The organism is Fibrobacter sp., assembly GCF_017545445.1.
Lineage (GTDB): Bacteria > Fibrobacterota > Fibrobacteria > Fibrobacterales > Fibrobacteraceae > Fibrobacter.
Genome location: NZ_JAFWOM010000103.1, coordinates 69,181 through 80,041, shown reverse-complemented (window position 1 = coordinate 80,041; position 10,861 = coordinate 69,181). Strand labels below are relative to the sequence as shown.

Sequence of the window (10,861 nt, the reverse complement as noted above, 5' to 3'; positions counted from 1 at the left end):
TTTACAAAAGAGAAAGCGAGCACAAAGCATCGTCAAAGTCAAAGCCATAGCTAATGTAACATGTTTTAGCTTAATTGGAATAGCCGATGCCGGAATAAATTCGGCATGACAAATCACAAATGTGTTTGTCGAGCACATCCCTCTTCCCCAAATCGCAAAAATTTCTACATTTTACGCTGAAAAAGGTGATTCCACTGCATACTAACCACTTATTTAGACGAGAGAACGGCTCTGCGAGCCTACAGACGAAAGATATGTTCTTAGACGAAAAAAATATTGAAGTTCGCTCCGGCAGAGGCGGTGACGGCATCTGCAGTTTCCATCGTGAAAAGTTTGTACCCCTCGGCGGTCCCGATGGTGGTGATGGCGGTCGTGGCGGTCACGTGATTTTGCAGGTGAACGAGCAATATACGACGCTCCTCGACATGGGCAACACGCACATTTACAAGGCAAAGAGCGGTCAGCCCGGTGGTGCAAAGCGCTGCTCCGGCGCATCTGCCGAAGATTTGATCGTGAACGTTCCGCGTGGCACAATCGTCAAGGACGAACAGGGCCACATCCTCACGGACTTGACCGAACCGGGCCAAAAGTGGATTGCGGCTCGCGGCGGCAAGGGCGGCATGGGCAACCAGCATTTCGCAACTCCGAAGGTGCAGGCCCCGCGCAAGTGCACGCCGGGTGAAAAGGGCGAAGTCCGCCAGCTGTTCCTAGAACTCAAGCTCATGGCAGACGTAGGTCTCGTTGGCTTCCCGAACGCAGGCAAGTCGAGCCTCGTGAACAAAATTTCTAGCGGACGTCCGAAAGTTGGCGACTATCCGTTTACGACACTTGAACTGGTGCTCGGCATTGTGCAGGTGAACGGTCACAGCTTTGTAGTCGCTGATATTCCGGGCCTCTTGGAAGGCGCCAGCGAAGGCAAGGGCCTTGGTCACCAGTTCCTCAAGCACATCGAACGTACGCACACGTTGCTCTTTGTGATTGACGGTTTCGCCGAAAACGCTTACGAACAGTTCAATGTCCTCAAGGAAGAGCTCAAGGCATTCCACCCGAAGCTTGCCGAAAAGAACTTCGTCGTGGCTCTCAACAAGAGCGACCTCGGCATCGAAAACGCCATCAAGGAATTCAAGAAGCACCGCCAGAAAGTGGTCATCACATCGGCGGTGACAGGTGAAGGTTGCGCTGAATTACAGCAGGCTTTGGACGCTGCAGTGCCCCATATGCACAAAAAAAGCATCGGTTGGAGCAAAAAAACGTAACGGTAACAAAAAAATATTGTAAATTCATTAACATGAAGGCGACTCAGTCCAACATAACTAAGAAGGAACTCGTTGATGAAATCGCTTCCCAGACTGGTTTTACGCAGGTAAAAACCAAAGTCATCGTGGAAGGTCTCATCGACGCGGTTACTAATGCCGTTATCGAAGGAAATAACATTGAGTTACGTGGATTCGGTCGCTTCAAGAACAAACAGCGCAAGGAACGCCGCACCCGGATCCCCAAGACTGGCGAACTCGTGAACATTCCCGCCAAGGTACGTCCGGTTTTCGAACCTAGCAAGGATTTGATTGAAAAAATCAATAAAGTTCCTTTCGACTTAGAAACAGAGGCCTTTGTCCCAAAAGATGACCAAGAAAGAATCTAGTACGCCCGTAATCCAGAACAGAAAGGCAAGCCACCTTTACTTTGTGGATGAAACTTTTGAAGTGGGTATCATGCTCATCGGGTCGGAAGTCAAATCCATCCGCGATGGCAAATGCACATTGGGCGAAGCATGGATCGATATTGACGAGAACAAAGACGAACTTTGGCTCGTCGGTGCCCATATCGACGAATACCTTTTCGCGAACAGGTTTAACCACATTCCGGCACGCCGTCGCAAGCTCCTCGCCCACAAGCACGAAATCCAGAAAATGCGCAAGGCAAAGGAATTGAAAGGTTGCACCATCATTCCGTTAAAATTGTACTTTAAAAACCGTATTGCAAAACTCGAAGTAGGAATATGCCGAGGCAAAGATCAACACGACAAGCGACAGGACATCTTAGTCCGCGACGCCAAAATGGAAATGGCTCGCGCAGCCAAGGCCCATCGCTAATTTTAGTGCTGCTGCTAACCGCATGCAGCCTCGCCCTCGCCGTAACGGCAAGGGTCGATGTGGAGACGCTTGCCCGCGAAATCAAGGGGGCGTTCCACTGGTATCCGGTGCAAAAAACGTTCACGATTATTTCACCCAAAGACACGCTCAAGTTCGCGGTCGGCATTCCGTACATGGCCTACAACGGTCGCACATCGCAACTGACGCAAGCCCCGCAACTGGACAACGGGCATTTGTGGATTGCAGAAAACGATGTCAAGAAGATTACGACAAAACCTGTAGCTTCGGAACCTGTTCCTGTAAAAAAAGCAGAACCGGCAAAGCCTGCCGCCCCTGTCGCAACAAAAGCGGACCCCCAAGCCGAAACTAAACCGGCAACGCCTGTTGTCGTAAAACCGAAGCCACCCAAGCAAGAAATTGCTGGCAGCCGCGAAGTCCGCACCATCGTCATCGACCCCGGACACGGAGGCAAGGACCCCGGCGCGCAGGGCAAGAAAGCCAACGAAAAAGACATCGTGCTTGCGGTCGCGAAGCTTTTACGCAAGAACCTCGCCGACGAAGGCTTCAACGTGAAGCTCACCCGCAGCAAGGACGTGTTCATCGAACTCGGACAACGCGCGAACCTCGCCAACCAGTGGGACGGAGACTTGTTCATCAGTCTGCACTGTAACGCCATTGACGCGAGCGAAGAACGCAAGCGGATTATCCAGGGTTACCAGTTCTACGTGCTGCGAGCCCCGGAAAGCGAAGAAGACAAAGCCATAGCCCGTCGTGAAAACGCGGTCGCCACGCTCTACGGCGAAAAGAACGCCAAGGACGAACTCTCGCCGCTGGAATGGTTCAAGCTCGAAGCGCGCCTCGAACAGTATAAACAAACTAGTTACATGTTTACAGAGAAGTTGCTCGACAGCTTTGAAGGCGGAAAAATCAAGAGGATGAACACAGGTGTCGGCGGTGCAGGGTTCATGGTCCTCGTAGGAGCGATGATGCCAGCCGTGCTCATTGAACTTGGATTCATCAGCAACGAAGAAGACGAAGCCTACATGATGACCAAGACAGGCCAGCAAGATTTAGCAGACCGCATTGCAGAAGCTGTGAGCAAGTACAAGGATGCCGTCCACAGCTACAGAGAAACGCTGGGAAGAAATTAGACGAAAAAAGGAATCCGCAAGATTTGACTGGATTCCTCGTTACACTCGGAATGACGAGATGTTTGCGGAATGACGTGAAGCTTTCGAAATGACGAAAGGCTTTCGACAAATAAACTACTCCGCAGCCTTTGATTTCTTCTCTATAATTTCAAGGCATTCCGCGAGAATCGCATCGTACATGTCCTGATAACGTTTTGTAATTTCAGGCGTTCCGTCTGCGCAAGCCTTCGTCTTTGCAATAAAACCGTTGAACCAATTTTTCGATTTATCCTTTAAAAGGAAAACATCTGCCTCAATATCGGCAGAAAAATAAGGTTCATAAAGTCCCTTTAATGTTTTGTTTTCATGATCCAAAAGACCATTTAAATATTTTTGTTCCGATTCAGATCTGGCAACATCTTCCAAGAGTTTTCCGGAGACAACCTCATACAGTTTTTTCTGCACATCGGCCAAAATATCCGGGAACAAAGCAAACCCATCTTGTTTGCAGGACTTGACCCAATCTTCAGGGTAAATTCCATGGGCTATGTCATATTCCTCATCGCTCGTATAGAAAAGATTTCCTTCGATTTTGTACCCATTCCTATAAGTACGTGTATCAGAACACACAATCATCGGAGCGTCATAATACGAAGTGGGATAACAAACAGGACTGACGATACCATAAACAGGCGCCATTTCTTGAATAGAACCGCACGATTGAAGTTTATCTTCCCATTCCGTCAAAATTTTTTGAGACAATGATGTATCTTTCCCTAAATATTTTTTATAGTCATTGCATGTAAGACTATGCGTAGTTTCAGGGCAATTGCTTCGTTTATACGACCCTTCTACACAAGTCACGGAGGTGTCCCGTGCCATGAGATATTTCACGGGTTCCGTAGAACTTGAAGATTCCGTGACGTCAGCACTTGAAGAGCTTTCTACGCTCGAAGAACTCATCGCAGCATCCGACGAACTGGATGCGTAAACATCAGAAGAGCTCGTATTTTCTTCAGTCAAGGAACTTGAAGACTCTTCAGGGAAAGCGGTTTCACTACTAGAACTATCCCCGAATGCATCCGCGGACGAATCCGGATCTGTAGATTGCACTACGGCAAATTGAGGATTCGAATCACTGCCACAGCTCGCCCAAAAAAGTGATGCGACAGTCAAGCAACTCAGGCGCCAAAACTTACGAATATTCATAGAAACTCTCCTTTACTCTCTAATATATAATTTATCTCAAAAATTGATTTCAAAAAGCGTTCTGTTTAAATAAAAACGTTGACATTCCGTCAATAAACACAACAGGCTATTCACCGGCTACAGCTGTCTTGACATTATTTCTGATAATCTCCATACATTCCGCCAAAATTGCATCGTACTTTTGTTTGTAGCGTTCCGTTATCTCGGGCGTGCCATCTTCGCAAGTCTTGGTTTTGGCGATATAACCATCAAACCAGTTTTCTGCCATATAGTTCAAATTCGAGCGTTCTACGGGACGATTTTCAAGATAGTAAGGCGCTAAGCCTACCTTTAATGTTTTATTTTCACGATCTAAAAGATTTTCTAGATACTTTATCTGAACTTCAGTCAAAGAAGAATCAATCATCAATTCATCGACAATCTTTTTGTACAATTCTTTTTGCACATCAGCAAGGATATCAGGAAACAAAGCAAAGTCTTCTTGCGGACAAGATTCAACTAAATCATCAGGAACAATTCCTTTAGCTTCATTGTACTCTTTTTCACTCGTATAAGCAAGTTTTTCATCTATTCTAAAATCTTCATAAGTACTGTCATTAGAACATTTCATCTTATGTTTTATACGAGTTGAAGCGCAAGGACCGATGCCATACAAAGCTGCATTTTGTAATTGAATAGCGCCGCACGATTCTAGTTCTTTTTCCCAAAACGTCAAAAGTTTTTCTGATACAGATTGTTTTTGCTTTAAGAAATTTGTTAAATCATTACAATCATAATCTTTTGAACAAATCGGAACCGCAACTCCAAAAGTCTCACAAGTAACAGAGGAATCCCGTGCCAGAACGTAAGTCGGTATTGTAGATGAACTAGAAACACTTGAAGAACTCGATGCAGGAGTATCAGAGGAACCCGTTGGTGGGACAATTGTCGAACTAGAAGATTCAGAGAATTCCGCAGAACTTGAGGGCTCAATCTGCGACGAGCTTGATTCAGGCTCCACCGACGCGCTGGATTCAGTTTCTGAAGATGCAGACGAGAAACGCCCCTCCCCCGCATCCGCAGATGAATCCGGATTTGTAGCCCCCGCTATAGGAAATTGCAGATTGGAATCCGTGCCGCAACTCGCCCAAAAAAGCGATGCGACAGTCAAACTGCATAGACGGAAAAACTTGTGGATTGTCATACAAACACTCCCCCTTCTAGAGACCGAGAATATCGAGCATGACAACCGGCCTTACAAAAGTTCAATGTCATTTATTATAATATATAATTTATCCGTCAACAACGTACAAACTTCACCCCGGGACACAAAAAAGAACTGTCACTTTCGCAACAGTTCTTTGAAAAGCGGTTTAACTTGTGTAAGCTGATCCCGGCACAGAGGCCGGGATGACAAGTAAAGAAAACCTCTTTCGTCTCTGGACAAGTCCCAAATGCTCGGCTCAGTTATAGGTCTGCAAGCAGTCCTGCAACATTCGCCTTTTGCATTTGTCGTCTGTAGCGAGCGACGCGAGCGTTCTCTCGTCTAATTATTGACGCTTACGCCTTCGGCTTCGGCGTCCGTCCTTCGGCTCGGTCATGCCGGCAAGCTTGCTTGCCGTCGCGACACTCGCCTTACGGACTACTCCGCGTCCATGTCAGCTTCGTCGATTTCGGCGTTGTGATAGACTTCCTGAACGTCGTCGTGGTCTTCGAACTTGTCGATGAGCTTGAGGAGCTTCACAGCGTCGTCGTGACCGAGCTTGACCGGGTCATTCGGAACGTAGCTGAGTTCAGCGCTCATCATTTCGATGCCTGCAGCTTCGAGAGCCTTGGAAACAGCGTCAAAAGCTTCCGGAGAAGTGGAAATTTCATGAACGCCGTCTTCGGTGCTCATGTCTTCGGCACCCGCATCAAGAACGAGGTCCATCACCTGGTCTTCCGGATACTTTTCAGCATCGACGACAATCACGCCCTTGTAAGTGAACGCCCAAGAAACGGAACCGGATTCGCCCATGGAACCGTTGTTCTTGTTGAAGATGTTGCGGATTTCAGCAACCGTACGGACCTTGTTGTCGGTCATGCACTGCACCATGATGGCAATGCCAGCCGGGCCGCGTCCTTCGTACAGCGGTTCCGTCATTTCAGTACCGGAGTTAGCACCCGTACCCTTGGCGATTGCACTTTCGATATTCTTGGTCGGCAAGCTCTGGCTCTTGGACTTGAGGATAGCAGCACGGAGACGCGGGTTAGCGTCAGGGTTGCCGCCGCCGAGCTTAGCAGCAATGGAGATTTCCTTAATGAGTTTGTTCCAAGCCTTAGCGCGAGCGACGTCGGTTTTGGCTTTCTTGCGTTTGGTGGTGGCCCATTTGGAGTGACCGGACATAATTTACCTCTAGGTGTTTTTTTGATAAAATTTAAAAAAGTTCTACTTTCTGTTCATCTTGCAGAGTCGTTTCTGCTTGGCGGAGAGTCTGCGGCTAGAGCAATCAAGCGAATTGTCTTCCATCGTCGTTTTAAGCTTGACCTTTTCACTTCCGTATCTCGCCTGACGTTCAGCCTCTTCGCGCGCACGCTTATCGGCCAAGGCTTTAGCCCTAGCCTCTTGACGATCCCGCTGCATAGCTTCAAGTTTTGCCTTGTCAATAGGAGTGGCGGACGCTTTGGTAATTTCGCGTTCGTACTTACCGCTCCAGATTTTTCCCAAAAGCGAACCGGACTGCAAAGCATCATCCAAAATGCCCTGAGCCCAGCTGTCATTGGCAGGAGGCAAAAGCTTGAACGACAAATTACGAATTCTAGTCGGTTCCTCGTCATAGTAAAGCATCATGTCGAAGAAGCCCACGTTGTACTCGTCGCCATCGGAACCGGCAGCAATCTTGTCCGGTATATAAGCGAGCACAGCGTAAAGAGCCCTATCGAAAAGAGCCGTAATGAGGACATCGGAATCTCCACCGGGGGCCTGAACTTCACCTTGCGCAACGAACGCCCAAGGAGCCACATCGACCTTCAGCATAAATTTGTGGAACCCTTTATCCGCTTTTTTCAGCTTGATCAGGGCACCAGAAAACGCCTGAAATCCCGGCTTGATGGAGCCTTCTTGCGCAAACACAAATGCACACGCAAGAAAGATTACCGTTAGAATTTTCTTCATTGCCTAATCCACTCCACTAATTTATTCTTAATTCTTGAAGAACAAAGCCTTGGCTGCTTCGAACATCGGATCCTTTTCGTCCGGGTTGCGGCATTCCGTATAAATGCGCACCTTCGGTTCCGTGCCGGACGGGCGGACGAGCATCCAAGAATCGTCGTCGAAGATAACCTTCACGCCATCGAGCGTAAGGAGTTGCTTCACAGTTTTTTCGTTAGAGCCGACCATGACCTTTGCACCCGGCTTAGCAATATCGGCAATAGCATCGACCTTCGCCTTCAAGGGAGCGCCGACGAGGGACTTATCGACTTCGAAACCGGAACGGGTCGGATAGAAGCGACCGTATTCTTCGTACAAAGCATCGAGGTATTCGCCGAGGTTCTTGCCAGTCGTTGCAAGAATTTCGAGAGCGATGAGAAGGCCGAACTGAGCGTCCTTTTCCAGCGTGTTGTTGAGGCCGGAGATACCGTCGGATTCTTCAAATGCAACGAGAGCCTTCTGCTTGGCGTTGCGGCTGAGCCACGGGCGGAAGTTCTTGAAGCCCACCGGAGTTTCCATCACAGGCACGCCGAGTTTTTCAGCAATGATGTTCACAAAGTTAGAAGTAGCGACGGACTTAGCCACGCAACCCTGTTCCTTGCGCCAGGTCGCCATGTAGTGGAAAGCGATAGCACCGAACTGGTTCATGTCGATTTCGCGAGTGCCATCGTAGAAACGGATACGGTCGCCATCCGGATCAAAGATTGCGCCCAAGCGGAACCAAGACTTGCTTTCATCCAAAACCTTGCGGACCTTTTCGAGGTTCTTGCTGGACGGTTCCGGAGCGATACCGCCGAACAAAGAATCGTCTTCATTACGGAGCGTGATAAGGCATTCAGGATTATCGAGGAGAGCAGCCGGACGGCGGCGGGTAGAACCATGCACATGGTCGCACACGAGCGTGAGGCGGCCCTTCTTGATAAAGTCCTTGATACGGTCGAACTTGATCGTTCCCTGCTTGACGAGGAATTCCTTGTAAATCTTGAGGGAGTCGATGATTTCCCAGTCAACCTTGGAGACCGGTTCAAACTTCCAAGTCGCCATCATTTCATTAGAGAGCTTGGTGATGACGTTCGTGATTTCCGGACCCGCAGGACCGCCGTCAGCCGGATTGAACTTGATTCCGTTGTAATGGCTCGGGTTATGGCTCGGAGTCATGTTGATGGAGCAAGCAGCACCGAGCATTTCAATTGCAGCGGAAAATTCCGGAGTCGGCATTTCGCCACCGTAATAAACCTTCACACCAGCCTTCGCAAACTGATCCGCGACAGCTTCGCAGAATTCGTGACCGAGCAAGCGGTTATCGTGACCGACGACCACACCGCGTTTTTGAAGTTCGGCAAAGTCCTTGACACCCAGCGCTTCAAAAAGTTCAGGAGTAGCTTCCTTGTACAAACGCACAATGGCAGCACCCACCACCTGCAAGTTGCGAAGCGTAAATTCAGAACCGATTTCGCCGCGCCAGCCGGACGTACCAAAACTAACCTTGGCAGGTTCCTGAGAGGTTAATGCAACCTGCTTCACTGTTTCAACCAGAGCCATGTCCGTAGCCGGGTTGAATTCGGGGGACTGAATTTTTTTCCAAATCTGGGTAATGTTTTCCATAGGGGTTCCTGTATTGAAGTTTTACGCGGACAATTTAGAAAATAGTAGGAAGTAAGAAGTTGGAAGTAGGAAGAAAATAGGGGTGTGAGCGGTGAGGGATAAGTCTTTATCCGTCATCTTGGAGGGAGCCGCAAGGTGACCGATAGGATCCATAATTGTGAGAATATAAAATAGGACAAAAAGGGGAAAGCCTTCCCCTGATTGCAGCCTCGGTGGACATTGTCACCCTGGAGCGTAGCGATAGGGTCCACCGAGTCTTCCATCACCCCTTCAAGCGGGGGCCCCCCCCCGCAACGCCTAGGCTTATAGCAGACAAAATAAATCATCAATCGTTTGCCAAGTTGACTTCGCAACTTGCCGCAAGACTCGCTGCACCTCGAAAATGGGAATAGATTAGCATTGAGTAACGAGCTATGAGCTGTGAGTTTTTTATAGCAGACCACTTACATTCTCATAGCTCATCGCTGAAGGCTCACCGCTACTAGTCGTGGCACTACTTCGTAGTGCAAGACTTGCGGCTCAGTCATAAAAATGTGCTAGCACATTTTTGCGACATTCACCTTATTCGTCTTTGACGCAACGAACAGAAAACCCGTAGTACTTGTCGTGGTAGACCAGGTTTGCACTGCCGCCGTCGTAGCGCAAGAACACGATGAACGCGTAGTAGCTATTGCCCTCTGTAGAACTCCAGAAGTCCGCGTTGATGCCCTCGAAGCTGTAATTCCCAAAGTTGCTCCTGTAGCCGGCAGGCAACGCCGAGAACGAGTAGGCATCCGTGCCATTGCCGCTACTGTTCCAGCCAGTTGTCGATTTGAGTTTTGTTCCCGCCGTATTGGAACCACCAACTGCGGCAAACAACGTATTCCATTCCGTTTGCGTAGGCAAGTGCCAGCCTGTTGGGCAAACACCACGCACCGGATACGTCGGCGAGCATGTTTTACCATAGCCGCAACCCTTGCCATTCACGCTCCATGTGCCAGCAGAGTCCATCGCGACCGCCCACGTGTAAAGGCGACCGTACTTGGTGCAGTTAGACGGATCATCTTCAGTGCAATAGCTATTTTCCGTTTCGAAGTTCAAGTTTTGAGCCATCCACGTTTGGGAACCAATAACAACAGTCTTGTAGGACTGACCATCGCGGGTGTCCGTTAGAGACCCTTCGACTTCGCTCAGGGTGACACTTGAAAAACCGAGAATGACAGAAGAAGATGATTGCTCAATTTTTTTACTCGATGAAGACGTTTTTTTGCTTGAACTCGACTTTGCATAACTGCTACTTGACGATTTTTGGTTTTTAGTCGAAGACGATGATTTAACAACGCTAGAAGACGACTCATCCGATGGTTCAGTAATTGAACTACTATCATCGCCACACGCGGCAAAGAAAAGTCCAAAACAGACAGAAGCACAAAGAATAAATTTATTCATAGTACAAATATACAAAAAAGTACACAGAGCTACTCTTCCAAATCCATCAAGTCGTAATACATAAGACGCGTATGCGGGTCATCATCTTCGGCGTTCATGAATTGAAATTCATTTTTCACGTAAAACGGGACCGCATCCAAGTACGCATCGACCGTCAAAAAACGACAGCCAGCTTTATTGTCTAAAGCAAACATCGACTTGACATAATCGACCAGACTCAATACAAC

11 protein-coding genes are annotated in these 10,861 nt (G+C 48.4%); 4 read left to right on the top strand and 7 right to left on the bottom strand.

From position 1 onward, the window contains the following. Positions 1–254 precede the first annotated feature (254 nt). The 4 genes from obgE to IKG78_RS11950 are packed head-to-tail and all read left to right on the top strand — an operon-like array spanning position 255 to position 3,244. Positions 255–1,256 carry a GTPase ObgE gene (obgE, locus tag IKG78_RS11965; RefSeq protein WP_290943740.1) on the top strand — a complete coding sequence of 334 codons (1,002 nt, stop codon included), beginning with the start codon at positions 255–257 and terminating at the stop codon, positions 1,254–1,256. After that, positions 1,238–1,642 (top strand): HU family DNA-binding protein, encoded by a 405-nt coding sequence (locus tag IKG78_RS11960; protein WP_290943738.1) that lies wholly within the window; start codon positions 1,238–1,240, stop codon positions 1,640–1,642. Before obgE ends, IKG78_RS11960 begins: the two co-directional genes overlap by 19 nt. Next, positions 1,623–2,093: an SsrA-binding protein SmpB gene (gene smpB, locus IKG78_RS11955; RefSeq protein WP_290943735.1), complete on the top strand. Its 471-nt coding sequence runs from the start codon at positions 1,623–1,625 to the stop codon at positions 2,091–2,093. Before IKG78_RS11960 ends, smpB begins: the two co-directional genes overlap by 20 nt. A 5-nt stretch (positions 2,094–2,098) precedes the next feature. Continuing rightward, entirely contained in the window at positions 2,099–3,244 is a 1,146-nt protein-coding gene (locus IKG78_RS11950; protein WP_290943732.1) for an N-acetylmuramoyl-L-alanine amidase, read from the top strand. A 114-nt stretch (positions 3,245–3,358) separates the two neighbouring features. Here IKG78_RS11950 and IKG78_RS11945 read toward each other — a convergent pair whose 3' ends face one another. From IKG78_RS11945 to IKG78_RS11915, 7 genes are all read right to left on the bottom strand, one after another. Further along, positions 3,359–4,432 (bottom strand): hypothetical protein, encoded by a 1,074-nt coding sequence (locus IKG78_RS11945; RefSeq protein ID WP_290943730.1) that lies wholly within the window; start codon positions 4,430–4,432, stop codon positions 3,359–3,361. Positions 4,433–4,538: 106 nt separating this feature from the next. Next, positions 4,539–5,615, bottom strand: a complete 1,077-nt coding sequence (locus tag IKG78_RS11940; RefSeq protein ID WP_290943727.1) for a hypothetical protein — start codon at positions 5,613–5,615, stop codon at positions 4,539–4,541. Between the two features lie 438 nt (positions 5,616–6,053). Continuing rightward, the gene (locus IKG78_RS11935; RefSeq protein WP_290943724.1) at positions 6,054–6,797 is read right to left on the bottom strand and encodes a YebC/PmpR family DNA-binding transcriptional regulator; all 744 of its coding nucleotides are present in this window, start codon (positions 6,795–6,797) and stop codon (positions 6,054–6,056) included. A 42-nt stretch (positions 6,798–6,839) separates the two neighbouring features. Further along, complete coding sequence (locus IKG78_RS11930; RefSeq protein WP_290943722.1) at positions 6,840–7,565, bottom strand: hypothetical protein; 726 nt, start codon at positions 7,563–7,565, stop codon at positions 6,840–6,842. Positions 7,566–7,592: 27 nt separating this feature from the next. Next, the gene (locus tag IKG78_RS11925) at positions 7,593–9,206 is read right to left on the bottom strand and encodes a phosphomannomutase (protein ID WP_290943719.1); all 1,614 of its coding nucleotides are present in this window, start codon (positions 9,204–9,206) and stop codon (positions 7,593–7,595) included. A 561-nt stretch (positions 9,207–9,767) separates the two neighbouring features. Next, positions 9,768–10,634, bottom strand: a complete 867-nt coding sequence (locus tag IKG78_RS11920; RefSeq protein ID WP_290943716.1) for a fibrobacter succinogenes major paralogous domain-containing protein — start codon at positions 10,632–10,634, stop codon at positions 9,768–9,770. Between the two features lie 29 nt (positions 10,635–10,663). Next, a complete protein-coding gene (locus tag IKG78_RS11915; protein WP_290943714.1) occupies positions 10,664–10,855 on the bottom strand; it encodes a hypothetical protein in 192 nt (63 codons plus the stop codon). Between the last annotated feature and the right edge of the window lie 6 nt (positions 10,856–10,861).

Excerpts from the sequence above, each read along its gene's own strand:
- obgE (WP_290943740.1), top strand. The coding sequence starts at position 255 with ATGTTCTTAGACGAAAAAAATATTGAAGTTCGCTCCGGCAGAGGCGGT.
- smpB (WP_290943735.1), top strand. The coding sequence starts at position 1,623 with ATGACCAAGAAAGAATCTAGTACGCCCGTAATCCAGAACAGAAAGGCA.
- IKG78_RS11945 (WP_290943730.1), bottom strand. The coding sequence starts at position 4,432 with ATGAATATTCGTAAGTTTTGGCGCCTGAGTTGCTTGACTGTCGCATCA.
- IKG78_RS11940 (WP_290943727.1), bottom strand. The coding sequence starts at position 5,615 with ATGACAATCCACAAGTTTTTCCGTCTATGCAGTTTGACTGTCGCATCG.
- IKG78_RS11935 (WP_290943724.1), bottom strand. The coding sequence starts at position 6,797 with ATGTCCGGTCACTCCAAATGGGCCACCACCAAACGCAAGAAAGCCAAA.
- IKG78_RS11930 (WP_290943722.1), bottom strand. The coding sequence starts at position 7,565 with ATGAAGAAAATTCTAACGGTAATCTTTCTTGCGTGTGCATTTGTGTTT.
- IKG78_RS11925 (WP_290943719.1), bottom strand. The coding sequence starts at position 9,206 with ATGGAAAACATTACCCAGATTTGGAAAAAAATTCAGTCCCCCGAATTC.
- IKG78_RS11920 (WP_290943716.1), bottom strand. The coding sequence starts at position 10,634 with ATGAATAAATTTATTCTTTGTGCTTCTGTCTGTTTTGGACTTTTCTTT.